Annotated in this window: 29 protein-coding genes; 6 read left to right on the top strand and 23 right to left on the bottom strand. The window is 47.1% G+C overall.

Features of this window, described 5'->3' with window-relative positions; genetic code table 11:
- Positions 1–68: 68 nt before the first annotated feature.
- Positions 69–656 (top strand): GNAT family N-acetyltransferase, encoded by a 588-nt coding sequence (locus tag WH95_RS02060; protein WP_046502370.1) that lies wholly within the window; start codon positions 69–71, stop codon positions 654–656.
- 209 nt (positions 657–865) lie between these two features.
- Here the strand turns inward: WH95_RS02060 and WH95_RS02055 are convergent, their stop codons facing one another.
- Complete coding sequence (locus WH95_RS02055) at positions 866–1,402, bottom strand: peroxiredoxin-like family protein (protein ID WP_046502368.1); 537 nt, start codon at positions 1,400–1,402, stop codon at positions 866–868.
- A gap of 158 nt (positions 1,403–1,560) precedes the next feature.
- Between WH95_RS02055 and WH95_RS20340 the strand changes: the two genes are divergently transcribed.
- The gene (locus WH95_RS20340; protein ID WP_052741715.1) at positions 1,561–2,625 is read left to right on the top strand and encodes an AraC family transcriptional regulator; all 1,065 of its coding nucleotides are present in this window, start codon (positions 1,561–1,563) and stop codon (positions 2,623–2,625) included.
- A gap of 3 nt (positions 2,626–2,628) precedes the next feature.
- Here WH95_RS20340 and WH95_RS02045 read toward each other — a convergent pair whose 3' ends face one another.
- The 7 genes from WH95_RS02045 to WH95_RS02015 all read right to left on the bottom strand — a co-directional run bounded on the left by WH95_RS02045 (position 2,629) and on the right by WH95_RS02015 (position 7,770).
- Entirely contained in the window at positions 2,629–3,012 is a 384-nt protein-coding gene (locus WH95_RS02045) for a VOC family protein (RefSeq protein WP_046502365.1), read from the bottom strand.
- Positions 3,013–3,104: 92 nt separating this feature from the next.
- Complete coding sequence (locus tag WH95_RS02040; protein WP_046502363.1) at positions 3,105–3,791, bottom strand: CatA-like O-acetyltransferase; 687 nt, start codon at positions 3,789–3,791, stop codon at positions 3,105–3,107.
- A 412-nt stretch (positions 3,792–4,203) separates the two neighbouring features.
- A complete protein-coding gene (locus WH95_RS02035; protein ID WP_046502361.1) occupies positions 4,204–4,392 on the bottom strand; it encodes a hypothetical protein in 189 nt (62 codons plus the stop codon).
- A 145-nt stretch (positions 4,393–4,537) separates the two neighbouring features.
- Entirely contained in the window at positions 4,538–5,065 is a 528-nt protein-coding gene (locus tag WH95_RS02030; RefSeq protein WP_046502358.1) for a PAS domain-containing protein, read from the bottom strand.
- Between the two features lie 120 nt (positions 5,066–5,185).
- On the bottom strand, positions 5,186–5,713 hold the full coding sequence (locus WH95_RS02025) for a PAS domain-containing protein (RefSeq protein WP_046502356.1): 528 nt from the start codon (positions 5,711–5,713) through the stop codon (positions 5,186–5,188).
- 115 nt (positions 5,714–5,828) lie between these two features.
- Positions 5,829–6,359 (bottom strand): PAS domain-containing protein, encoded by a 531-nt coding sequence (locus WH95_RS02020; RefSeq protein WP_046502354.1) that lies wholly within the window; start codon positions 6,357–6,359, stop codon positions 5,829–5,831.
- Positions 6,360–6,588: 229 nt separating this feature from the next.
- Positions 6,589–7,770, bottom strand: coding sequence for an aminotransferase class V-fold PLP-dependent enzyme (locus WH95_RS02015; RefSeq protein ID WP_046502352.1), 1,182 nt, complete (start codon positions 7,768–7,770; stop codon positions 6,589–6,591).
- 202 nt (positions 7,771–7,972) lie between these two features.
- Between WH95_RS02015 and WH95_RS02010 the strand changes: the two genes are divergently transcribed.
- Positions 7,973–8,914, top strand: coding sequence for a LysR substrate-binding domain-containing protein (locus WH95_RS02010; protein WP_218044425.1), 942 nt, complete (start codon positions 7,973–7,975; stop codon positions 8,912–8,914).
- Between the two features lie 109 nt (positions 8,915–9,023).
- Here the strand turns inward: WH95_RS02010 and WH95_RS02005 are convergent, their stop codons facing one another.
- Positions 9,024–9,590: a histidine phosphatase family protein gene (locus WH95_RS02005; RefSeq protein ID WP_046502349.1), complete on the bottom strand. Its 567-nt coding sequence runs from the start codon at positions 9,588–9,590 to the stop codon at positions 9,024–9,026.
- Between the two features lie 346 nt (positions 9,591–9,936).
- On the opposite strand from WH95_RS02005, the gene WH95_RS02000 reads away from it, so the two are divergent.
- Positions 9,937–10,473 carry a PAS domain-containing protein gene (locus WH95_RS02000; protein ID WP_082113939.1) on the top strand — a complete coding sequence of 179 codons (537 nt, stop codon included), beginning with the start codon at positions 9,937–9,939 and terminating at the stop codon, positions 10,471–10,473.
- Between the two features lie 182 nt (positions 10,474–10,655).
- Here the strand turns inward: WH95_RS02000 and WH95_RS01995 are convergent, their stop codons facing one another.
- From WH95_RS01995 to WH95_RS01950, 10 genes are all read right to left on the bottom strand, one after another.
- Positions 10,656–11,408: an SDR family NAD(P)-dependent oxidoreductase gene (locus WH95_RS01995; protein WP_052741714.1), complete on the bottom strand. Its 753-nt coding sequence runs from the start codon at positions 11,406–11,408 to the stop codon at positions 10,656–10,658.
- Positions 11,405–11,944 (bottom strand): DUF3833 domain-containing protein, encoded by a 540-nt coding sequence (locus WH95_RS01990; RefSeq protein WP_046502343.1) that lies wholly within the window; start codon positions 11,942–11,944, stop codon positions 11,405–11,407. The genes WH95_RS01995 and WH95_RS01990 overlap by 4 nt, the downstream gene beginning before the upstream one ends.
- Positions 11,892–13,208 (bottom strand): MFS transporter, encoded by a 1,317-nt coding sequence (locus WH95_RS01985; protein WP_046502340.1) that lies wholly within the window; start codon positions 13,206–13,208, stop codon positions 11,892–11,894. Before WH95_RS01985 ends, WH95_RS01990 begins: the two co-directional genes overlap by 53 nt.
- Positions 13,205–13,777: a chalcone isomerase family protein gene (locus WH95_RS01980; protein ID WP_052741712.1), complete on the bottom strand. Its 573-nt coding sequence runs from the start codon at positions 13,775–13,777 to the stop codon at positions 13,205–13,207. The genes WH95_RS01985 and WH95_RS01980 overlap by 4 nt, the downstream gene beginning before the upstream one ends.
- Positions 13,770–14,930, bottom strand: coding sequence for an SAM-dependent methyltransferase (locus tag WH95_RS01975; protein WP_046502336.1), 1,161 nt, complete (start codon positions 14,928–14,930; stop codon positions 13,770–13,772). The genes WH95_RS01980 and WH95_RS01975 overlap by 8 nt, the downstream gene beginning before the upstream one ends.
- A 114-nt stretch (positions 14,931–15,044) precedes the next feature.
- Complete coding sequence (locus WH95_RS01970) at positions 15,045–15,869, bottom strand: DUF1365 domain-containing protein (protein WP_046502334.1); 825 nt, start codon at positions 15,867–15,869, stop codon at positions 15,045–15,047.
- Positions 15,860–17,107, bottom strand: a complete 1,248-nt coding sequence (locus WH95_RS01965) for an NAD(P)/FAD-dependent oxidoreductase (RefSeq protein WP_046502331.1) — start codon at positions 17,105–17,107, stop codon at positions 15,860–15,862. Before WH95_RS01965 ends, WH95_RS01970 begins: the two co-directional genes overlap by 10 nt.
- A gap of 117 nt (positions 17,108–17,224) precedes the next feature.
- Entirely contained in the window at positions 17,225–18,595 is a 1,371-nt protein-coding gene (locus tag WH95_RS01960) for a sensor histidine kinase (RefSeq protein WP_052741711.1), read from the bottom strand.
- Positions 18,596–18,623: 28 nt separating this feature from the next.
- A complete protein-coding gene (locus tag WH95_RS01955; protein ID WP_046502328.1) occupies positions 18,624–19,307 on the bottom strand; it encodes a response regulator transcription factor in 684 nt (227 codons plus the stop codon).
- A gap of 113 nt (positions 19,308–19,420) precedes the next feature.
- Complete coding sequence (locus WH95_RS01950) at positions 19,421–20,371, bottom strand: sterol desaturase family protein (RefSeq protein ID WP_082113938.1); 951 nt, start codon at positions 20,369–20,371, stop codon at positions 19,421–19,423.
- A 620-nt stretch (positions 20,372–20,991) separates the two neighbouring features.
- On the opposite strand from WH95_RS01950, the gene WH95_RS01945 reads away from it, so the two are divergent.
- Positions 20,992–21,177, top strand: coding sequence for a hypothetical protein (locus WH95_RS01945; protein WP_046502326.1), 186 nt, complete (start codon positions 20,992–20,994; stop codon positions 21,175–21,177).
- A 223-nt stretch (positions 21,178–21,400) separates the two neighbouring features.
- On the opposite strand, the gene WH95_RS01940 is transcribed toward WH95_RS01945, so the two are convergent.
- From WH95_RS01940 to WH95_RS01930, 3 genes are all read right to left on the bottom strand, one after another.
- The gene (locus WH95_RS01940; RefSeq protein ID WP_157845862.1) at positions 21,401–22,177 is read right to left on the bottom strand and encodes a hypothetical protein; all 777 of its coding nucleotides are present in this window, start codon (positions 22,175–22,177) and stop codon (positions 21,401–21,403) included.
- Positions 22,178–22,219: 42 nt separating this feature from the next.
- Positions 22,220–23,131 (bottom strand): class I SAM-dependent methyltransferase, encoded by a 912-nt coding sequence (locus WH95_RS01935; RefSeq protein WP_046502321.1) that lies wholly within the window; start codon positions 23,129–23,131, stop codon positions 22,220–22,222.
- A 101-nt stretch (positions 23,132–23,232) separates the two neighbouring features.
- Positions 23,233–23,505: a hypothetical protein gene (locus WH95_RS01930; protein WP_046502318.1), complete on the bottom strand. Its 273-nt coding sequence runs from the start codon at positions 23,503–23,505 to the stop codon at positions 23,233–23,235.
- 100 nt (positions 23,506–23,605) lie between these two features.
- Between WH95_RS01930 and WH95_RS01925 the strand changes: the two genes are divergently transcribed.
- Positions 23,606–24,463 (top strand): tetratricopeptide repeat protein, encoded by an 858-nt coding sequence (locus tag WH95_RS01925; protein WP_052741710.1) that lies wholly within the window; start codon positions 23,606–23,608, stop codon positions 24,461–24,463.
- A gap of 51 nt (positions 24,464–24,514) precedes the next feature.
- Here the strand turns inward: WH95_RS01925 and WH95_RS01920 are convergent, their stop codons facing one another.
- Entirely contained in the window at positions 24,515–24,967 is a 453-nt protein-coding gene (locus WH95_RS01920) for a PAS domain-containing protein (protein WP_046502312.1), read from the bottom strand.
- Positions 24,968–24,971: the final 4 nt, after the last annotated feature.

Genomic DNA, 24,971 nt, shown 5'->3' with positions numbered 1-24,971 from the left:
CCGTATGATTTTTAATGGTTTCTGCTATCTTTTGTGTTCAATTCTTTATCCCGTTCAGGTCGCATTGAATGCCTTCTAAAACCCCAGATCAGTCCCTGGATCAAGCCCCAGATCAATCTTTGTGCCACACTTCAGAGACGAGTTGCCCGATTTCGAAAACCTTAACGAGTGAACGATTGTTTCTGCGCCCCTTTACTGTAGAAGACGGCGACCTTTTGTTTCGCCTTTATGGCAACAAGGATGTGATGGCAATTCGCAAAATTGGCACGCAAAGCCGACAGGGGAGTGATAGCCAGTTGGCAATTATTACCGATCATTGGCAACGTCGTGGTTTTGGTCTCTGGGCTGTTTTTGATCGCGATAGCGGAACCTTTATGGGGGAATGTGGCTTGCGGGAAGAAAACGAAACCGATGACAAGGTTGAACTATCCTATGGCCTGTTACCTGAATTCTGGGGCGGTGGTCTGGCGACAGAGGCGGCGGCGACTGTATTGGATTTCGGAATCAAGGCGCTGGGCATGAAACAGATCTATGCCTTTGCGCAAAAGAAAAATACCGCCTCTTTGCACATCCTTTCCAAATTCGGTTTTCAGCACGAATTCGATTTTGACGAAGATGGCGATGTAATCACCCGAACAGTCCTGATGGTGGATTAAGTTTCGGATCCTGCCAAAGGCAAACATCATGGTCTTGGGAAAGAAAAAGCCCCCGACCTGCTTGTGTGTGTGGTTGGCCGGGGGCTTTTATCCTGGGGTTGTCGTTCGCGTTCAGGTCGCAATGCTTCCAAAACACGACCCCGGGAATGGAGTATGTCTTGACTGGCGAAAAGCGGCCTGAGAAACAGTAACGCCGCTTAATCTTGTTCCTACACTTCGCCGGTGTATTCGCCACGGCCCGGGTAATCGTTTGCAATAACGAAATCCAGTGCGCCAATCATTTCTTTGAAGACCGGACGAACAAATGGCATTGTCTGGACAGAGGCGTAATAGAGTGTTTGTTCGGGCGTCACGAGGAAAACCCCCGGTTCAGAGAAGAGAGCGGGTTCTTCGATGCCGATAGAGGTCTTGCCACGGGATGTGGAGATATACAGGCCCCATTCCTTGGCGACAGACAGGGGCAGGTCATAGGCAAAACGCAAGTTTTTGGCGTCGATTTTTGCCGCCATTTCTTCTGTGCGATCTTTTCCGTCTGAACTGATAGCAATGGTCTTTACACCGCGCTCTGCAAATTCAGGTGTCAGACGCTCTAGCTCTTTGAGATAGTTGGCACAGATCGGACAGTGGAGACCGCGGTAAAAAGTCACCAGTGTATAACGCTCGGCACCATCAGTGCTGAGGTCAAACGTTCCACCACCAAGTGTTGGCAGTGAGAGGTTCGGAGTTTTCTGACGGGGCATCAGCATAACGGGGGGTACCTTCCGGGTCATCTGTGGGTTGTTACATAAATAATTGGGCTGGCTTATCGCCCTTGATATTTAATATAGTGAACTATTGGTTTCTTTTTGTGCAAATAAGTTGATCCATAGTACAAAATTATTGTAGTGTACTGGCATGTTGTTCTGTGCGCCGAGGACTTGTTTTGGAAAAACCCTTTAAAAAAGCTGATCGTTTATCTGCCCTTATACAGCGGTTTCATATTCGTGCTCGTGTACAGAGACTTGGGTGTGGGGGTGCTATTGATCAGGTTGGTAGCCAAAATAATCGACCATTGCGAAATGATAGCGGGGGGAATTTTGATTTTGCAGCACCCGGTAAGCATTACGTTGATCATAACTCTGGCGCATTATCTGGTGATAAAGCTGGTGAGAATTTGGAACAAAAAGTTACCGATATTTGCAATAGGGGGCAAAGTGTCGGGTCAGCAAATTTCTTTGTGGTTCACAGTGGGCAAATAGCATCATCTGCACCAGATTTTGATCTGTTAGCGCCGGATGTTCCTTTGCTCGTGTTTTATCCGCGTGGCGTCCCGGGTGATTTTAAGATCAAGCCCCGTGATGTAGTTGATTCGGTTCAGGAGGATAGGGGGCAGAAATCTGCGGCGACTGCACAGGTTGCGGGGTTTGTGTGTGCGGTTGTCGACACAGGCGGTGAAGCCAATCCAATCGCTTTGGCCTTGCCCGATCTGGTTGTTGTCAGGTTGGACCAATCTGCGCCCCTGAAGGCGGTTACGGATATTTTGCTGGAAGAAGCCGACGCCCCCCGGTGTGGCGGGCGTGCCGTGATTGACCGTCTTTGTGAAATTGTGGTGATACGTCTGTTACGGCATTTGATCGAGGCAGGACAGACAGAGGTTGGGTTGCTGGCTGGTTTGGCAGACCCCAATATTTCCTTGGCGATTATTGCCATGCACGAAAGTCCGGATCGTAATTTCAATCTAGAGGATCTGGCCGAAATTTCCGCAATGTCAAGAACACACTTTGCCAATTCTTTTCGCAGGCTTGTGGGGGTAACGCCCGGCCAGTATCTTTCGAACTGGCGATTGACACTGGCACGCACTGAATTGGCAAAGGGTATACCATTAAAAACCATTGCCGGACGAATTGGCTTTTCCAGTTCGGCGGCTTTATCGCGCGCCTTTACCCGACGTTATGGCGTCAGCCCTAAACAGGAAATGCTGCGCGGGTAAAAGCTATTCACGCTGTTCGGCGTAAACGGCTTCGATGTTGTGACCATCCGGGTCCAGAACAAAAGCGGCATAATAGCCATCTTCATATTCCGGGCGGGGGCCAGGCTTACCATGACAGGTCCCACCATTTTCAAGAGCAAGGTGATAAAAGTCATCAACGCTTTTGGTTGTATCGGCGTTAAAGGATATATGAACCGCATGGGATAAGGGGGCATCTTGGTCTGCTTGGCGTATTTCAAACATGTCGTGAACACTGGTGCCATAGCCAATGACAATATCGGGAATGTCCAGCACCTGATCATAACCCAGGGCAGACATGACGCGATCATAGAAAAGTTTACTGGTTTTAAGGTCTTTTACTTTTATCTGTACGTGATTGAATATCATTTTATTCCGTGGTGCTGGATCGGATTTTAAGCCGAGTTATGAAGGCAATTATTATACGGGAATTATTATGCGGGAATTTTTTTGGGGATTGGTTATGAAAAGCGATGGCAATTTTCTTGTAAATGCTGAAAGAACTTTGCCATGTGGATACCATCGACCAAGGCATGATGGGCGGTAAGGTTTACCGCAACCTCCCACCCATCTTGATTTTGCGGGGTGACGTGCGGCACAAACTTTCCCCATGCAAGGCGGGGGATACAGTCGTCTGGCCCTTTTAGGGGGTGTTGCATATCTGTGAAATCCAGCCAGGGAATGCAAGACATGAAAACCCAAAAATCAGTATCGATGGTTTTTTCGTCCAGCTCTGTCTGTGATTTTGCCTCTGTAATTGCGCTTTCACAGTTTGAATTGAAAGTTGACCATTCACAGGCATAGGGAATTTCACAAAAGGCAAAGCGGTCATTTTCAATGGGGACCGTGACCGAGGGGTGAACGATATTGTGTTCAATAACGGTTTGTCGCCCGTCAGTGTTGCGCAAGCGGGTTCGGAGTTCAGGCACGGTATTGAAGGCCCGCATGATACAAAAGAGCATAGCATTAAAGGGCGAGGCACCATTGCGCTGCTTTGCTGTCATGATTGCTGTAACATCAATACGTGTTGTTATGCTGAAATGCGGCGCAGCAAAGTCTTTGAACATGGCATACTGGCTTTGCCGTGGCCATGTCGCCAGATCAATGACCTGTTCTGTCTGTTCTGAAAAGAGCGCAGTTTGTGGCATCGGGAAAGGACCGCTTTTAGAGAATGAATTGTTGTTGTTTTAATAGGGGGAAGAATAGCAAGTCACAGACGGGGTGCAATATTCATCTGTGATATTGCCGGGTGCTTTCGGAATTATGGAGTATATGATCTGCAAAGCAGAGTGTGCTCATAAATTCGGGCTCATGAATTTGCGCTCATGAATTTTTGAGCTCATGAATTTGAGGTGATGGGATATTCTTGAGGCTGTAAGAGGTTTTAACACAAAAAAAGGATGCCGAAATGACATCCTCTTTCTTTGCTTGGGCATTTTAGCTGATCACTGTGTTCAATCTGCCCGGATAATATGCGTATCGTTTCCTTTCGGATGAAAACCATACACCGTGGGGTTAGCACTATCCGGCTTTTTGGAACACAGGTTCCAGCCTAATGTTTTAAGCGTGTTTCACTTTGTGGTAGCTCATGCGGCCGAGAAAATCCTTTGTGGATTTGAATGCTGTGGCGAAAGCACGAACAACAGCACCACCGATTGCTTCAGAGCGCAGACGGTGCGCTTCACGAATGTGGTGTTCGATGTCAGCGGCTGTAAAATCAAAATCTTTGGCAGTTACGATGGGTTTCATCGACTTGGTCCTCTTGGTTACTCGTAATAGAGTGGTTGCCCTTGATGACTAATATGCGCCTTTTTTGCCAAATGATAATATGCAAAAAACTATAATGATTGTTTCTTATTTTTTGATAATTAGATTGTTAAATTGAAAGGTGGGCCTATAACCAGCGTTTCACAGCTTCTTCTTTTTGTGCGCCTGATTGGGGGCCTTCGTTTTCGATAAATGACTGAAAGGTGATAAAAACCATTTCCGGTTCATTGTTCAGCTTTTGAAGCGGACAGATAATGCGTGCATAACCAAAAGAGCGTCCATCCTTGCGGGTGCAGGTCATTGTTCCGAATAGGGGCTGTCCCTTATCCAGTGCCAATGTTACCTGTTCACAGGCGTTAATTCTGCTTTGGTCATCGAGAAAGGTGTCATAGGTTTTACCTGTACCACTGACAGGCAGGTCCATAAATTCTTCGGCAACGATCCCGACCAGACGTACGCGTGGATTCTTGTTCTCGCGGTCGTTTTCGACCAGCATTTCATACCCCAGCGCAAACTTGATATCGGCAGGGTTAATGTCCTGACGGGTCGGAAGGTGGCCCAGCTTTTCACTAAGTCCGGAATACCAGTGCCAGCTTTTGAGCAAGCGGGGGTATTGTTCCAGTTCTGACAAATCCGATTGTGCGGAAATGAACATGTCGTGTCACCACGGTGTCGTTATTTATAAACAGGTATCAGGATATGACATAAATCCTAAACAGAATATGACCAAACTGTTCATTCGGAAAGAATTTATTGTGTGCGTTTTACCAAGAGGTTAAAGCCAGCGCTTCATGGATTCTTCCTTTTGAGCGCCAGCTTCCCTGTTGTCATTTTCTTTAAACTTTTCAAGAACGGCAAAAGTCATTTCAGGCTCGTTTTCCAGGGTGTAGAGCGGATATATTATTCTTGCGAAACTAAAGGTCTGTCCATTTGTTCGCGCATACTTTGCGATGCCAAAAAGCGGCTGTCCCCGATCAAGGGCAGTTATAAGATAATTACAGGCCTTTATGCGGCTTTCTTCTGACAGAAAGGCGTCGTAGGTCTTGCCGGTTGCGCTATGCGGGAGGCCTGTGAATTCTTCGGTAACTGTGCCGATTAGCCTTACCCTGGGATTCATGTGTTCGCGATCCGTTTCGATCAGCATTTCGTAGCCCAGCGCAAATTTGATATCAACCGGGTTAATATCTTTTCTGGATGGTAATCGACCAAGCTTTTCACAAAGCCCGGAATACCAATGCCAGCTTTGCAGCAGGCGGGGATATTCCTCGAGTACTGATAAATCCGATTGGGCGGAAATGAACATGTCGTGCCACCACGGTGTGATTATTATAAACAGGTATCAGAATATTACATCAATCCTAAACAGGATATAGCCAAGCGGCTCATTATCAAATAATTGCGTATTTTTATTGATTAACTTAAGACCAGCGTTTCATAGCCTCTTCCTTTTGAGCGCCGATTTCGCGGTCTTCGTTTTCGGTAAAGTCCTGAAAAATGAGGAAGACCATTTCCGGCTCGTCATTTTGTGACTGAAGGGGAAAAATTATTCTGACGTAGCCGAAGCGGCGTCCATCTTTGCGGGTATAGGTTGCTGTGCCAAAAATAGGCTGTCCCTGGTCCAAGGATTCCGTAAGTTTTTCAGACGCAGCTATTTGGCTTTCTTCGGTCAGAAAGGTGTCATAGTCTTTGCCCGCATGACGACCGTTGGCCAGTTTGAAGAACTCTTCGGTAACAACGCCGATCAGACGCACCCGCGGATTTTTGCTCTCGCGGTTAATTTCGACAAGTAATTCGTACCCCAACGCAAATTTAATATCAGCCGGGTTGATATCTTGCCGCGCGGGAATCCGCCCCAACTTTGCGCAAAGATCAGAATACCATTGCCAACTTTGTCGCAGTCTGGGGTATTTTTCCAGTTCTGTCAGATCCGATTGTGCGGATAAAAACATAGAGCCTCATCACCATGTAATTTTACAAACAAAGTACAGGATAGGCTATAAATTCTAAAGATATAATGAGAAAATCGCTTGCTGTTTAGTTCTTTTGACGGGCGGGTTTCACCTTTGATGGTGACGCGGCAGACTGGTGACGCGGTCATGTCAAAGATTAAACAGCAAGCAGATTGAGCAATTAGACGGTTGGATTTATCAGTTCATAGGTCCTTTGACCGCTGGATTATCAAGAGTTCGCGATGTTGCGCACAATATTGATAAATTTATCAATCTCTTGATGGTCGTTGTAATAGTGTACCGAAGAACGCACCAGAACAGGCAGATTGTTTTTTGTTGCATCCAACAAAGTGCTGGCGGGGGATGACGTGCTGACATTCACACCCTGTTGCAGGATGGTCTGAACAGCATCCGCAGACTCGACCCCAGCGATGGAAAAGGTAACAATACCGCATTGGTTGGGGTTAAGGGTGTGGAGTTTGACGCCCTTGATTTTCCGCAAGCTATTGCGCAGATAATCAGCCAATTCATTGATTCTGGCTTGAATATTATCCAGTCCGATTTCCAGTGCATAGTCGATACATGCCCCCATGCCGAGCTTTGCGGCATAGTTGTTTTCCCAGTTTTCGAAACGTCGGGCATCTGATCTTAAGACATATTCGTTCTCGCTGACCCAAGTTGCAGAGAGCAGATCAATCATGGGGGGATGCAGCTGTTCAATCACGGATGATCTGACATAAACGAAGCCGACACCGCGGGGACCCCGCAGGAATTTACGGGCGGTGGCCGAGAGAACATCGCATTGAATTTTTTCGACATCCAGCGGCATTTGCCCTGCGGATTGGCAAGCATCAACCACATAGAGAATATTGTGTTTGCGGGCAATCTTCCCGATCTCTTCGACCGGGTTTACCAGCCCGGAATTTGTTGGAACATGGGTGACGGAAATGACCCGGACGCGCTCGTCAATCATGTCTTCGAGTGTTTCAAGGGAAACCACACCGTTTTCGTCGCTGGGGATTACCTCTACGGAAACATTTTTTTCTTTGGCAATCTGTAAATAAGCCACGTAGTTCGATGCGTATTCTGCCTCTACGGTCAAGATACGGTCACCAGCCTGAAAGGGAATGGCATAAAAAGCCATGGCCCAGCCCACGGTTGCGTTTTCGACAACGGCAACTTCATCACGATGACAATTTATCAAGCGAGCGACAGAATCATAGACGGCTTCGATGGCATCGTGTCTTTTATTGGCGGCTTCGTATCCCCCGATTGCAGCTTCCAGTTCAAGATGATCGATCTGGCTTTGTAATACAGACTGTGGCATCAGGGATGATCCACAGTTATTGAGGTGAATACAGCTTTTTTTACCCGGAGTGTCGGCAAAAACCTTTTCAATGTTCATGGGCATCGTGGCTAATCTTTCTTGCTATATTTTCAGTGTACGACGATTTTCTAACACATAAAATAAGCTATCTGTTTATTTGCTCAAACGATTTAAAATCAATTTGGCTTTACATAATATCAAGTGATATGTTTCGTCTTGAACAATGAATGCCAATTGTTTTTCCCTATTGATTGGATCAATCGCAGCTATGATGAAATTACCCCCAATGACTGCACTCAGACATTTTAATGCTGCGGCAACGCATATGAGCTTTAAAGAGGCAGCACGGGAACTATGTGTGACCGAGGGGGCCATAAGTCGCCAAATAAAAGTGCTAGAGGAATATTTGGGATGCGCGTTATTTCTGCGTTTGCATCGGGGGGTTCAGCTAAGTGACGAAGGTCGAAAGCTCTTTGAGGTTACGGATCAGGCATTGTTTCAGATTGCGGCGGTAAGTGATGAAATTCTGGGTGGTGTTTCGAACTTTACGCTTTCTGTAACCACCTCTTTTGCCATTCGATGGTTGATGCCCCGATTATCAGGGTTTGAAGCTCAACACCCTAATATTCCGATCAGTCTGCAAACAGTTACCTCGCCGGGTACATCGCAAAGCCGCCGCTTTGATACGTCGATTATCTATCAGCTTGGTGACCCGGCGGACAAAACAAGTTCTGTACCCGAAAATGGTGAGCTGATTATGCTTGAATGGCTTTTGCCCGTTTGTGCACCGGGGTATCTTGAAAAAAATTCACCAGGGAATTTTCACCACGAAAAAGCATTCCCGTTGCAGGATTTGAAAAATCATCGGGTGATTTTTAATGAGCCCACGGGGCGGGATTGGCGCAGTTGGGCAATGAAATCTGGTGATGTTGAGCTTGCTTTGGATCGGGCACTTAAATTCGAACACGATGATACTGCTATTCAGGCCGCTGTCGCAGGGCATGGCATTGCCTTGGCTAATCTGGCCTATATTTCAAATGAGCTGCATTTGGGCAGTCTGGTTCCCGCTGTGGATGTTGCCCCCTTGCCCATTGGGGCGCATTACCTCGTCACCGAGGCGGGCAAAGTCGGGCAAACCCATGTGGAAATATTCCGCAATTGGTTGATGGCAACCGTCGCGGACTTCAAAGAAGAGATTTCAACCTTATTAGGGCCTGATCAAGGATAATTGCTAACTGGCCTGACAGGTCAAAGTCACTGATGCAACAGGCATTGATACATACCCTGTGTGAGACATCCCCCGTGATTGAGCAATTTTCTCTACCCGGTTGAGAGGGCTATTTGTATCGGACGATTTCACAATTATCCATCAACCGCCCAACCAGCCCTTGAAAAAATAGCCCATGGCCAACAATGGCGAGGGGGCGTGTGGCAAAAGGCGCTGTTGTGGTGGTTTCCTGTGCAGCGGCTTCTAGGCGGGCGACGAAATCTTCGATGCGTCTGGTAAAAATGTCTTCCGGTTCATGGGGAACACCATGGGCGTTTTCCGGACCTTTATGCCACCAGTGATCATCCAGATGATCAAAGCTGAGGTTTGGGAAGTCGCGGGATAGTATATGGGGGTGGCGACCGACATCACAGCTGTTGCAGACCATTTCCCTGTGACCTGCATCGATGGTAATGGGGACATCATCCCCAAAGATACGTAATGCCGTTTGAACTGCACGGGTCAGGGGCGAGCAGATAACGTGCTGTATATTCAACCCAGCAATATTTTTACGTGCCTGATCGGCCTGTGATCGTCCCAGCGCGGTCAAAGGTGCGTCATATATTAATGGATCAATGCCATCCCGGGCAACAGCGTTAAATTCGGATTGTCCATGGCGAATAAGATAAACAGGCATCGGGAACTCTTGGTTTGTAGAACTTGTAGAAAAGAACCTGACAGAGGTTCTGGGAAAATACCGTTATTGATTGCTAAGTGCAGCTTACTGAAATTAATGGGAAAGATGAAGCAGGAAACACCGCCTTGATAAGTGTGTTCCCATGATACTTAAACAGACGCTTTCTATGGCGAAAGCGGGCTGATTTTTTTTATTTAGTTTATTGAAATCAAAGCTTTTTAATATAATAATTTGTATGTATTTTTTGACAAAATGAATGCTAGTATATGCAATGAAGCATGTAGAAGTTAGGCAAAGCACATATTGATGCCCCAACAGATGAATCTGACAGTGTGGAGTTTGGACAATTATTGAGCTTTATCACCCCAGAAGCCAGGCTTTGTTTGATCATTGGTTGAGCCTTCCACGTGAGGGGGTTCTGCCGCTACGAAGCGCTTTTTTTCCGGAAAAAGTGCCGCAAATACTTCCCAGCCTTATTATCTACGAGATGGTGGCCAAGGATTTTATCCGCTTTCGACTTGCAGGCACGGCGGTACGAGAACGCATGGGGTTTGATCCAACTGGGGAAAATTATCTGAATTATGTGGCGGATGAACGCAAGGAAAAGGCAAGCCAGTCTTTTTTCTCTGTTGTTCAGCAGCCTTGCGGTATGCGGGTGGTTTCAAATCACGGTATGTCGACGGGTCGCAAAATGTTTTTGGAAGTGTTCATGCTGCCACTGGAAAATGACATGAGCCCAAACCCAATTGTTCTGTGTCAAAGCAATGAGATAAAACCTCTGGGGGAAGAACATTTTCCCGATAATGCCCGTTTGGAAAATATAACAATTGTCCGTCGTGATTTTATTGATATTGGGGCCGGGGTTTCTGACTTTAAGGACTGATGGCATCAGGTCCAAAAAAATATAAAAAACATAAGAAATACAAGAAATATAACTGGGTGAACTCAGGCGAAAAGAGCTATAACAGGCGAAGGTTGGCTCTATTATTTCAGGTTTCTAAATTAAGGTTGAACGGCCTACCGGATGGATCGTTGTGTTTTATACGGATAAAAAGATATGGGGCTTTATTGCTTTTTCATTATCTGAAAATAAACCCAGCTAGGTAGTATTCGCAAAAGTTTCAGAAAGTACGTGAACTTTTTGGGGAAATGAATTTCAAACGCTTTGGTTTGCAAGCCAACGGCAATGGCTTTGGCTGCATCTTCGGGTTCAATAATCATCGGCATTTTGAACGGGTTTTTGTCTGTCATGGGGGTTCGGACAAAACCCGGATTGATGACTTTAATATCGATCGCCGGTATTTTGTTTTCTGCACGCAGGCTTTCGGCCAGATTGATCATGGCGGCTTTTGTTGCACTATAGGGTTGGCCGTTTGGCAGTCCTCTGAAACCCGCGACACTGGCACAGAGGGCTATTTGTCCGGCTGACTGCTTTTGCAAGATCGCGAGAACATGGTGGCTGAAAACAAAAGCACCCGTCAGGTTGATGTCTATTGTTTTGCGCAATTCTTCAACTTCAATGTCTTCAAACCTGGTCGGGTTATAATAACCCGCCATATAGATCGCGCTATCAAGTCTGGCAAAGGATTGTGCTATTTTGTCCGAAGCTTCTTTAAGGGATGCGGGGATACTGACATCACAGGGGACAACAAGATGCTGTCCGCCCAATGCTTCGTTAATATCATTCAATTCCGGGCGTCGGCGCGACGAGAGGGCAAGAATAGCCCCCGCGTCTGAAAGCTCGCGCGCAAGCGCCAGCCCAATGCCGCTGCTGGCCCCTAAAATCCAGATATGTGCCCCTTTGAAGCTTTTAATCATCCGTCCTGCTTTTGCATAAAGAGCGTCAGTTCACCAACCGTAAATCCAAACTTCTTGAGATAGGATCGGTTGATAAGAATGCCGTCATTCATACGAAACATCCAGTCGTCAAAAGTAATTTTATAGCTGGTATCGCCAACGGGAAGATCCATTTGATAGGCCCAGCGCATGGCACTGCCGTTTACCTGACCATCCGCTTTTCCCAATATATCGGCGGCAGTCCCTTCGTACTTTCCCGGGGCGAGACGCTTGATAGTCCAGGTTCTGTCCTGGGTTTCGCCGTCGTAATAGGCAAAGGTTTCTTCAAGCGTACCTGTGTCGCCATCCCATGTGCCGTTCATGACAACATCAAAGCGTCTGACAACTTCGCCTTTTCGGTTTTGAACCAAGCCCCACGCCTTTATCGGGCCTGTAAAGTATTCCTGTAAATCCATTGTCGGTTCAGAGTTCTCATAGTGTTTGAGCGAAGGACCGGAACAACCGCTAAGCATCATGCTGCCCCCCAAAAGAAGAGTTATAACCAGAAGAATACGCATGATCGTTCCTTTGTTTTAATTTTCGAAGCCAGGAAAGAAGCCCCAAAGCCGCACATACTTTGATAATGCAGGGGGCAAGGGCATAGGTGAAACTGAGGGCCAAAAGTGCCTCGCTATCATTTTGTGTTGCGGGTGAAAAAGATGTGACGCCCAAGATCAGGAAGGCAATGCCGCTTCCCAAAGCGAGGGCTGTTTTGGACAGAAATGCCAGGATGGAAAACAAAAACGATGTATTTCTTGTTTTATCCTGTGCATCAATCAATTCAGAGAGAATGGCCGGGGGCAGGGAGAGTTCACCCCCAAGTGCAATACCGGACAGAACGCAGATGAGCGCGTATTGCCAGACGTCATCGGGTTGCAGGAAAAAGGCCCAGACAAAGGTTGTCGCCGCAAGCAGCATTGCGAGTGCCCAGGAAATAAGTTTTGACGATCGTTTAGCGATGGTTAACCAGACGGACATGCCGCAAGCACCAGACAGAAAATAAATCAGCAAAAAAGCACCCGTGTATTGTTCGGCGCCCAACAGATCCCGTGTGAAGAAAACCATAAGAACCGCGGGGATTGCAGAGGCGAGCGTACTGATAAAATAGATACCGAAGAACCATTTGTTGGATGGCAGTAACAGTTCGTGCAGCTTTATTGTGTCTTTGTTGTTTTTGTTACGCAGATTTATAAGCGCGTCATACTTTTTGTGCTTTTTGTTCCAGAGCATAAAAATGGTAAAACCGAGCACAAGAAAGAGGATCAGCACATAGGAATATTGATCAAAGGTGATAATCCCCGGCAGAACGGCGGCAATAATCAACCCGATTAATCCAAACGCTTCACGCCAGGATGTAATGCGGTTTTTTTGTACGCCATCCTGGCTCCATGTGCTGCCCAATGCATTGAGGTTGATGGTCATCATGCTATAGGCTGTTGTTGCGAGAACCAGACTGATTGCCAAGCCTGCTAACCCCAAACTTTCTTGTGGGTGAAAGAGCAAAAAGAAGCCAAGAGCCATCATAAGGCTGGCAATAAATATGATCAGGGGACGTTTGTCGTTATAAAGATCACAAAACACACCGATCATCGGGTCCTGAACCGCGTCGAAAACCCGGACCAGAATGATGACAATACCGATACCGGACAAAGAAAGCCCCAATGTGGTCGCATAGAAATCCGGCACATGGATATAGAGCGGCAATCCGGCAAAAGCCAATGGAATTGCCAGAAAGCTGTACTGGAACAGGCTTTTTCTGGATATGGTCGTGTTGTCGGTCATGACTGTCCCAACAGCTTTGCGCGTAATTGCGGTGCACTGGTTTTGGGGTTAAGCCAGATATCGAAAAAGTAACGCCCGAAATCAGGGTCGCTTATCCGTCCGATCTCTTTGTCTTTGTGAAAAAAGATGCTTTCGCCATTTTCAGCATAGATCCCCGTCAGGTTGGTGCCTTCTTTAACGTCAGGAAAAATATTGAGCATCTGGTTGTGCCAGGCCGCGAGCTTGACTTCATCATCCAAGCCGAGATTGCGAATTTCTTCTGCGGACTTGTCGGCGATATCCCGACCATTAATGTCGCGCAGATAGGTCAAACTAAGCGCAAAGGGAGGGGCGATATTCCATTGACCATTGGGGGCCAGTAGTACAGCGTCATAAACGTCCCAAAACAGGATCGATAATCTGCCCTTGCCAACAGCCTGTGCAGAGGGAACATGCTTTGCAACCAGCTCGTTGCCTGTGGCGGGGGATGACATGGCAAGGTGGCTTGCCAGTACCAGTGATAGAATGAGACCGATGGCGAACTTTATATTTCGGAACAGGGCGAATGGGGCAATGTACCTTTTACGCATGGCATAGCTCTGCGTGCATGACGCTGGTGCGTCCGGTTGAAAAACCTGCGATACAGGCCGCCAGATAAAAGCGCCACAGACGAATAAAACTGTCGTCAAAGCCCTGTGCCTTGATATTGTTCCGCTGGCTATCAAAGCGATGCAACCATTCTTCGAGTGTGCGGGCGTAATCCTGACCAAAGTGGAATTCTTCGTTGACGACGAGACCTGATTTGGCTGCTTCTTGTCTGAATTTGCTGGGACTGGGGAGCATACCGCCGGGGAAAATATAGCTGCGGATAACATCGCCACCGCGGCGATATCTTTCGAAGCGGCTATCGTCGATTGTGATGGTCTGGATCATAGCCTTGCCGGTGGGACTTAGCAGGGATTTAACCTTGTCAAAATAGGTGGACCAATAGCGTTCGCCAACGGCTTCGAACATTTCAATGGAAACAATATGATCAAATTTACCATCTTGATGCCGATAATCCTCTAGCGCGATTTTGGCCCGGGGACCCAGGCGGGCGCTGGCATAGTGATGTTGTTCGTTTGACAGGGTGATGCCCTTTATGTCGAAATCCCCGCGGTTGGCGGCGCGTTCTGCAAAACCACCCCAACCGCAACCAATTTCCAGAAGTGACCCGGATTTTTGATCCAACTTGTTTAACAGGCGGTCGTATTTGTTGTTCTGTGCCTGTTCTAAATTATCTGTTTCGTTCAGGTACAGCCCCGAAGAATAGGTCATGGTTGGATCAAGCCAAAGCTTGTAGAACTCATTCCCCAGATCGTAATGGGCATGAATATTTCGTTTGCTGCCCTGTAGGGTATTAATGCGGAAAAGATAGGTCAGTCGGGAAAAGGTTTGGAAGAGACGGCTGCCAAAAACGAAGCGTCTGAATGCCTGATCATTTTGTAGCCCCAAGGCGATGAGATTGGGCAGATTGTTTGTTTCCCAATGTCCCTGACGATAATCTTCGGCGAAACCCACGTCCCCGCGTGCGGCCAAATTCGTAATCACGCGCCAGTCGTGCATTTCCATCTTGGCTTTGATGCCAGGTTGCTTGCCCTCAAAAACACGAATCTGGCCATCAGGTGTGGTCAGGGCGAGAGAACCATATTGAAGACTATCAAGACTTTTAAACAGTTGTGATGACGCTTTTAGTCCAAACATTTTTTATCAGGCCTCGTTGGGTTTCGTTATTTGTTTGTGGGTGTTGAGAACAGATTGTTTTCTGTGATGCTTTCAGAATACAAGGATGAAAATAACCCCTGGATTACGCGGACATTAACTTTTGGTAAGGTTGCGGGTCGCACTGAATTTTTCTGACTTTTGTTCGGGCTTCGTCAGATGTTTTATGCCTTTTAATATCAGCCTCAGCGCTTGCCAGTGGATAAGGTAAATAGCCTTGAAGGTCACCAGCGGATGTTTCCAGAACGCTGCGGTTACAGCAGCTTTGGTCAGGGGGGACAGCTTGCCAGCCAAGGACGTTACCAGTGTTTTTTCACCATTGGAGTTAAAGAGATCGATACAGACGGCAAAGTGATCTTCTTTGACATTAAAGCGAAAGTCGTAATGACCTTCGCGTTCAATAAAGGGGGAAACATGGAACAGCTTTTCTGTTTGTAGCGTATCGTTTGCTTCAATGGCGCGGCCATCGTCGTGTTTGCATAGATAGCAGTGGGTTTCGCCAAAGGTGTTATTAACTTCGCAGATAACGGCGCGGAGTTTTTCATTCCGGTCAAGGCAAAGCCAGAAGCTTACAGGGTTAAAAACGTACCCAAGAACACGGGGCATGGCGACAAGTATAATTTCACCATCTGCCTGTGTTACATCAAATCGCTCAAGCAGTTCTCTGGCCCATGTGGTCAGGCAGCTTCCATCCTTCTTGCCGTGATCTTTTTGATAAAAGCTGACCAGTCCTTTTTTGTTTATGGGAAATTCCAGATCGCTATTGCGCGGCTTGCCGTTTACGGGGGAGAGTTGAGAGAGTGGCAGGCAGTAGTAATAAATGCCATAGGTGAAACTGTTCACCTTTGGGGACAGGCGTTTGTGAAAAACTTTTGCGTTCAAGAGTTTTGGGGCGTTTAGAAGTTTGGGCGCTATTCCCATGGAATGGACACTCCAATTTTTTGCGCAACCCTGACGGCGCTGGCCAAGGCATCTTCGTGAAAACCATATTGTTGATAGGCCCCACAGAACCACAAATTGTCTTTGCCCTGTATAGCACTGATCTGTTCCTGGGCATCGACTGCATCTTTTGTAAAAACCGGGTGCTCGAATTCATTAACATCATAAATCAGGTGCCCGGCGGGCTGTCTGCCGGGGTTTAGGGTGATGATGACTGGGGCATCGTGACCAATATCCTGAAGATTATTCATCCAGTAGCTGAGGGAGACACTTTCGCTTTTGTCTTCCTGTTGTTCTGATAGATAAACCCAACTGGCCCATGATCCTTTTTTGCGGGGCATAAAGCTGGTGTCCCCATGAACGACAACCAGATTTTTCTGGTAGGTGAAGTTTCCAAGAATGCGTTCTTCGTCTTTTGACGGGGTGTCGAGCATTTTCAGGGCCTGATCAGCATGACAGGCAAAAACAATCTGATCATAGGTTTCTGTATTGTCCTTGTCGTCCAGTACTTCGACCTTTCCGTTTTTTCTTTTGACAGAAACAACACCACAATTCAGCCTTATGTGATCGTGAAAGCTTGCGCTTATTCGTTGCACGTATTCGCGGCTTCCCCCCTTTACCGTATACCACTGGGGATGTTGATTAACGCTTAACAGGCCATGATTGTCGAAGAAGCGAATAAAGGTACGCGCCGGAAACTTCAGAATGGTTTCAACCGAACAGCTCCAGATCGCTGCGCCCATGGCCTGTAGGTAATAACGTTTGAACCAGTCCCCGAGTTTCAGGTCATTCAGGCACTCTTCCAGGGTGGCATCTTTGTTTTTCTCGAGATAGGGCAGGGCTTTTTTGTTAAAACTGAGAATATCCCGGATCATTTTCCAGTATCTGGGGCGCAACAGGTTACGCTTTTGGGCGAACATGCCTTTGCTGCCATATTCCAGCCAACCGTCCTGAATGCTGGCCCCGAAAGACATGTCGCTTTCGATGGTGGGAACGTTCAGGTGCTTGAACAGCCGGGTCAGGTGATAATAGTTCCGGTGGTTGAAAACAATAAACCCTGTATCCACAGGTGTTTGCGTCCCTTTGGGAGAGATGTCGATTGTCCGGCTATGTCCCCCCAGATAGTTTCCTTTTTCATAAACGGTGATGTTATGATGGGGATGCAACAGATATGCTGCGCCCAAACCGGAAATACCTGAGCCAATGATTGCTATTTTCATGCGATTACAATCGGCTATGGCGTCTTACCTCTTGCTGTCCTGAACATTACAAAATGGTAATGAAAGAAAATGATTTGTTTTCTCCGTTGGTTTCTCTTTTGATTGTACCGTTTTAAACTATGAAAAACGTATGGTCAGACGCAGGCCCTTTTCACCGTTTTCGGCTGATATTTGTCCTTTGTGCAGGTCGATGACTGCGCCAACCAAGCTCAATCCCAACCCACTGCCGGGGGTGTGTCGGCTGCTTTCTGTGCGATAGAAGCGTTCGAATATTTTCCTAAGATCGGTCGGGGGAACGCCGGGGCCGCTATCTTCAATGACAAAAATGATCCCGGTTTCCTGTTTACGCAGGCTGAGCCTGATCCAACCCTTGGTCGGGGTGAACTTCGCCGCGTTGTCCATAAGGTTTCCAAAGGCCTGGAACAGTAAGTTCCTGTCACCCCGCAAAGTGATGTTTTGGACATCTTGTTCCAGGGTGATGGCCTTTTCTTCCAGAAGAGGTTCATAGAGCTCAATAACGTCCTGTAACAGTTCACCCAGATCCATTGGCTCAAAAGCAGAGTGCTGTTTGCCCGCTTCAATCCGCGAAATGCGGAGCAGAGCGTTAAAGGTTCTTTGCATCTGGTCGGTTTCATTGACCAGCTTGTCAACGGTTTCATAGGCCTGTTGGTTTTGAGTGATATGATCTTGTGATCGCAAATCTTCCAGATTGTGATGCAGGCGGGTCAAGGGTGTACGCAGGTCATGGGCAATGTTGTCAGAAACCTGTCGGATACCCCGCATCAACAGCTGGATACGATCAAGCAGATCATTGATGATCCCCGCCATGTAGCTAAGATCATCCCAGCGGGACGTCAACTCAATCCGTTGGGAAAGGTCGCCGGTTTCCATGATCTGCTTTGCGGTCAGGGCAATGCGGTTGGTGTTGGATACAACAAAACGGCTGATCAGATAGCTGGTGACAATGACGAGTACCATAAAGCCGATACTGAGAAAGCTTAGCCATTGCATCAATTTATAATCATTTGTCACCGACGTGATATCGACGCCGATCAACAAACGATTTTTATTGGGATAGGTGTATATCTTCGCGGCGTAATCTTTTTCTGTATCAGAAGGATTTATATCGGGGGTATTTATATCAGGGGTCTTTATATCTGGGGAATTTGATACGGGTGATTTTGCTTCGGCAGGGGGCGTGACTGAAAAGGTCAGAGTACCTTCGGCCAAAAGGGAAACTGTTTCCGGTAATTCATCCAGATTGCCAATAATCTTTTTTTCATCCGGTGACAGCAAAAGATAAACCCGATCGGGCCTGTTCAGCGCCTTGGCAATGCGGGCGGGATCTTGCCATTGCGATACATAATGCAGGTCGGTGTCAATGATGGCTTCGGTACGTTGGACAAAGTGCCCCCGACTGAAATAGTAACTAAAATAGCCAAGTATGATAACAGCCGTTCCGCAAAGCAGCAGAAACAGAACAGCCATCTGAAAGCTAGAGCTTCGGGCGTAGGGTCTATGGGGTGTCTTCGATGATATATCCGGCACCACGTATCGTCTTTATCAGTGAAACGTCAAAATCTTTATCGACCTTACCTCTTAGACGGCTGATATGCACGTCGATCACATTTGTCTGGGGGTCGAAATGATAATCCCAAACATTTTCCAGCAGCATGGTTCGGGTCACAACCTGCCCCTTGTGCTTTAGCAAGTATTCCAACAGACGAAATTCGCGTGACTGTAGCTCAATGGCCCGTCCACTGCGTTTGACCTTGCGCGAGAGCAGATCAACTTCGAGATCCTGTGCGCTTAACCGCGTATCTTGCGGGGTGCCTTGTGGTCCGTTTCGTTTGGCAAGAACCTCTATACGGGCCAGAAGTTCGGCAAAGGCAAAGGGTTTGACCAGATAGTCATCGCCGCCCGATCTAAGTCCCTTTACCCGATCATCGACTTCGCCAAGGGCGCTGAGAATGAGAACGGGGGTATGGTTATCAGTCCCCCGTAATGTTCTGATAATGGTCAGGCCATCTAACTCTGGCAGCATGCGATCAACGATAATGACATCGTAGTTTTCGGTCGTTGCCAAAAACAGCCCGTCTTTGCCATTGTCCGCCGTATCCAGATTATGCCCCTCTTGCTTGAGGCCATTGCTGATATAGCTCAGGACTTCCTGATCATCTTCTACATAGAGAATGCGCATATAAGAAGCCTGCTACCCGTTTGTTATCTAAGTCATTATCCCTGAAATTCAAACATACCCTATTTTGTTTGATCAGGCTCTGTTTTTCTTTGTGCTGCTGTCGGTTTCAAACTCTAAACTTTCGGCTTGGTATTTTCTTCCGAGATCAGCGTTGTCCAACCTTCATGATCCAGTTCCTTGATTTCTTTAAAGGGCCAGACCAGTTGGGCGGGAAAGCTTGGCGGCATTTCTTCGGTGATGCCAATCTTGGCCGGGGGGCGACGGTCCGGGTTGATCCAGGTGCCAAAAACCATATCCCATACCATCAGGTTTTCGCCGTAGTTTCTGTTGCCTTCGACGATTTTTTTACTGTGGTGCCAGCGGTGCAGACCGGGGGTGTTGAAGATCATGGAAAGCAGCCCGAAACGCATATCCACGTTGCAATGTGTCAGCATGCCGATATAGGCGGTTATGGCCGATAGCCATGTGATTGCTTCCAGTGGCGCACCCAGCGCGAGGGGGATGCTGATGCCCAGTACGATGGACAACAGGGAATCAATAAAATGGAACCGCCCGGTATTGACGATCCACAGTCTGGTGACGGAATGGTGGATGGCGTGGAATTTCCACAGTGGTTTCCATTCGTGGGAAATTCTGTGCGCCCAATAGAGACCGAATTCAGCTGCAACCAGCGTCATGATTACCTGAATGGCAAGTGGCCAGTCGCGTGGCCAGATGCCATAACCTTCGCCCTGTAGAGGCGTTACATAGGCGGTAATGCCGATGACACCGCTAAAGGTGACCAGGCCCTGGACAAGGCCTTTGCTGGTCAGGGTGTGGGCGATGTTGGCAAAGGTCTGTCCGTCGTTTTCCAGCCAGGTTTTCTCGAACGGCATTTTGCGTTCCAGTAAAAAGAGAGCAATGGCCAAGCCAAGATAGGTCAGGTTGAAAACGATGACAGGGCGATCAATGGCAAAGCCATAGGCCGTGGTACAGATGCAAAGCGTAAGAAGCACGGGCCAGGATGTTCTTGCGAGTATTTTTCTTCCCAGGCCTTCGTTGGCTGTTACGTTCTCAAGTGTCATTTATCCCCACCACTTAAACTTTAATTTCGGTCCTGTTTGTATATCGCACATGACCTAAATCCACAATTCTCGTGATGGTACTCTAAAATAGCGATGAATATAAATAGATTTTCAACTGTTTGTCGCTTCTTTATGTCGTTTTTATGTCGCTTGTTTTTGACCACTAGCGTGGGGCAAGCGGGGGATCAAAAACCATGGATTATGCCCCGACAGGTATTGTTTTTAACAAGACTCGGTTCGTTCATCGATCGTGATGGATAGAAAATGTTCTGTGATATGATGCCAAAAGGACAGGCAGAAAGATCGAGTATCAAAATAGCGGCATTTGTGTGCTGTTTACGACACAAAAAACTGTCCGAAATAAAACTTTTTCAGACGTAAAATATTTTCAAAAATGAGGCAAATCAGGGGCAAGGATTATATGCGACATTGATTTGTCTTAATCGCGACAAAACCCTTGCTGAGAGGGGCTTGTAGGGGGACTTCCATGCTGAAAATGCATAGCCAGAATGAATAAATTTCAATTGTCGATTTGATCAACTGAGCGTACCTAGGAATCAGTAGAAACAACTTGGCTGTCGGGATTTACGGGACCGGGCCCTTTGATTAGGATTAAGACTATGGCACATGTGTCAGTAAATGTTGCACAACCCGTTTCCTTCGCTAAAGAAGGCATCGTCGCTTTTGTTAAAACCGCTGTTTCAGACGCGATTATTGCTTATAAAGCAAAACGTCGGGAACGTCGTATTGCAAAGATCCTGAACGATCTGGACCCACGTCTGGTTCGTGACATCATTCCCCAGTAAGGAATGCAGCCCCCAGTATAGTAGGCAGACCCAGTATAGTAGGCAGACCCAGTATAGTATGCAGACCCAGTAAGGAATGTAGAAAGAGATCTGTCTCTGGAATAGGTTCTATAAGCTGTATAAATATCTGGACGCTTTATCTTAAAGGATAGGCGTAACGAAAACCCCCGGCTCAAAGGCGCGGGGGTTTTCGTTTCTTGCGGAGAGACAATGCGGCGGGTATTTACTCAAAAACAGTCGCTTCCTCCCGCCAGCTTTTCAAGTTGTTTTGGTAAATGACAAAGTAGGCAAACCAAGCGCAGACGCCGCTGGCGATAAACCAGATACACTGCCATATCAGGCCTGCAGAGCCGATATAGGTTTCAAAAGTACTGTAGTGACCTATTAGATATCCGATAAAGTAATATATGTGATTTTCTTCCGGTTTGGTTTGTAACCAATCACTGTAAGCCGAAAGGTAGAAGGGGAAGTGATTGAACAGTGTGTCATAAAGCCAAACAAAGGGAAGACATAGTAAGCACGCCAAAAGGCCCCCTTTAAAGGCTTTTGCAGGATTGTATTCAGTCAGCGTGATAAATTTGGGCAGGATATACAGGCCAATGATAAGAAAAAGCGGTGTGAAGTAGAGGCCAGTGGTTAAGTCACTTAAGTAGATTGAGCCAGGGATAAAGCGACCTATGAAGGCCTGATCACAGAAAATCGCAATAGGGATAAACAGAAATAAACTAAGCAGAACACGATCCCATTTTGAGAAAATGGTGTTTTTCATCCATCTCGGGATTACTGTTGTACCTAACAGAATAGCGGCAGTGAGTTGAATCAAAAATTCAATAGCAAAGCGATCTATATTTATAGCCACTGATTCGTAATAGTATTTTATTTCAATGATTTGCCTTAGGTGAAAGTGAATTTCAAATTCAAATATCTCTATATGACTTCCTACCAAGACTGTTAAGAGCACTAGAAACAACCGTTGTTTGAAGTTTAGGCTATGTGTCATGCTTGAAAAAATGTTCTCTGAATAAATTAGAATAAAAACAGATCAGGAGTTTCCCGGCTTTTGCCCGGAACAGATCAGGAGTTCGGTGGGGGTTTCAAAGCCGTCGCTGGTTTCGTATTGGCGCATGGCCTTGGTGATTTCCTGCCAAATTCTTTCCTGGGTTTCTGTGTCTTGTCCGGCCAGCATTGTTTTGTGAGAGATTGCAACGTCACGACGCCATTGAATAAAGTCTTCGGTTGTGTCGAACCGAAGGGGGGCCTCTATGATTTCCTGTTCAATATTGACAAAGCCGGCCTGTGCAAAGAGATCGGCAAAGAAGTCTGGCGTTCCCAAGGCAAAGGGGCCGGGTTGGTGGGCTTGTGGCGCCGGGGATGTATGTGTTGGTGCTTCTTTTGTTGGCGGTTCTGGCAAGTTCAGTTGTTCACGAATGATTTGTGGGGACTGGGTAAAAAAGGGTGTTTTATCCGGCGTGGTATAAACAATGGCGGCAAAGGCCCCCGCAGGCTTCAGGACACGATGGATTTCCTGTACCCCCCTGAGAGGATCGGGCAGGAACATCATGCCCAAACGAGATATTGCGGCATCAAAGCTGTTGTCTTGCAGGGCAAGGTTTTCGGCGTCCATAACCTCTGCGGTCATGTTGGTGACCCCTTGTGTTCGTGCGATATGCCGCGCAAGTTTGACAAAGGCCGGTGATATGTCGGTGGCAAGGACAGAGCCAGTTTTGCCGACACGTTCCGCGGCCATTATCGACTGGCTGCCATCACCCGCGGTGATATCCAGAACTTGATTACCTGTCTCTACACCTGCCTGATCCAGCATGATGTCTGTGGCAACGCTGACAAACGCGTTTATGATGGGTATCCATTTATGCCAGGCGGCTGCTGCCTGATCCCATTCCTCTATTTCAATCTGTTTATATGCTGCGTTTGTAAGGTTACTTGTTTGTATCATGAGAGTGGTCTCTGAAATAAGAGGAAAAAAGGGGAAGTGGGGCGAATATTCGATGGTGACAAACTATTGGAAATTAATGCTGGGTCATGCACTGAATTTTGTCAGCTATCATCCTTTTTGCCAAAAGCATAGCCCAGCGCCCCGGCTATAATGGTCGCGGCTTCACCTTCCAACGTGTTGTTGAGGGCTAAAATGGCAACAATAGGCAGGGCGATGCTCAGCACCGTATAGCGAATAAACTGCCAGCCAATCCCCCGGGTTTCGCCGTCTTTGCCGCCTTTGCGATTGAGGTGCCCGATGATTAGAACGACAATAACCGAACCAGCGAGAATGAGGGTGGTTAAGGCGATTAGTATTTCGTTTATGGTGTCCACCTTGCATCTCCTAAGGGTTTGCAATTCACGTCACAGCCTATAAATTACATCTTTTGATTGTAGTGTGACCGGGTTAGTTGGGTCTAGGATAAAAAGAATAATGATATTTCGATCACTTTCTCTTTACGTTTGTGCGCTCTTTGCGATTTCTTTTTTCTTTCCCCAGTTGACGCATGCCCAAAATTTTCAAACGCAATCAAGGCATTGTAATAACCCTGATGCCTCTGTTGCTTTGCGGATCGAGGCATGTGGCTGGCTTATCCAGTCTGGTCAATTGCCTGACAAGGGGTACGGGATTGTCTATCGGTTGCGGGGAATGGCTTATATTGACGGGGAAGATTACGATCTTGCTGTTGCAGATTTGACCCAGGCGATTGCCCATGACCCCAAGCGGGTATCTAATTATCTGGACCGGGCCTATGCCCATAGCTTACGCAATTATAATGGTCTGGCTATGGATGATTATAATCAGGCCATTGCCATTGATCCGAACAATGCAGAAGCCTATTTTTATCGCGCAGGTCTTTTTACAGACAAAAAACAGGTAGATCTGGCAATTCTGGATTACAGGGCAGCTGTTCGTCTTGACCCTGATGATGCCTATGGGCTGAATTCGCTGGCGTGGCTTTTGGCGGTTAATCCGGACAAGGCAGAACGAAGAGGGGCCGAGGCCATTACCTTTGCCCAGAGGGCATTGGATGTGAACCCCGATGATTATGAAATCTGGGATACATTGGCGGCGGCCTATGTGGAAGATGGACAGGGGGATAAAGCCCTGGATGCCTATTTGAAAGCTCAGGAAATTGGCGGGCAAGACCGCATCGAAATGGATCAAATCTGGCTCAAGGAAAACGGGTACTATTTCGGACAGACAGATGGTGCGGGGGGCGAAGAAACAATCAAGGCACTCAAAGAATGTATCGCGGCTTCTTGCCAAATGCATAGTGAGCTTTGGTAAGATTTTTGTCTGTTTTACAAAAAACAGATATCAAAAACCAGATATCATAATCTAGTTATCAAAGGCGATGTAGGCGATAGTTTCTGTAATTTTATCGTTACGTTCCATGGGGATGATGACGGCATTAAAACTTTGATGTTCTTTATTTAGCCAATGAATGCTGGTGTTCAGATAGACGGGATTCAGGTCTGTGATAACGTCTTTATGGGCGTTCCAGAACACCTTTTCTGTTGATTTGAACTCTCCGCGCAGGATGTATTTCCCGGTTAGGTCCATACCGTATATGCTGGACAGTTTTGAGCCCCAGAAACTATAGAGAAAATCTTGTTTGTCTTCGTGCCAGCGGTTGACGATCAGTGTTGACCAATAAGGGACAAAAGGGCGGCTTTGGATCAGGTCAAGGGACATCTGTCGCTTCCCCCGTGCTTGATCGCAAAGGTTCAGAAAACCTTTGATCGCGGGGTGATTTATGCTGATTTCCAGATCTCGTCCTATTTCTAGCACTTTT

The sequence above is a fragment of the Kiloniella litopenaei genome (genome assembly GCF_000982415.1).
Classification (GTDB): domain Bacteria; phylum Pseudomonadota; class Alphaproteobacteria; order Kiloniellales; family Kiloniellaceae; genus Kiloniella; species Kiloniella litopenaei.
The sequence above is the reverse complement of the archived record's forward strand: the minus strand, read 5'-3'. Positions and strand labels throughout refer to the sequence as shown.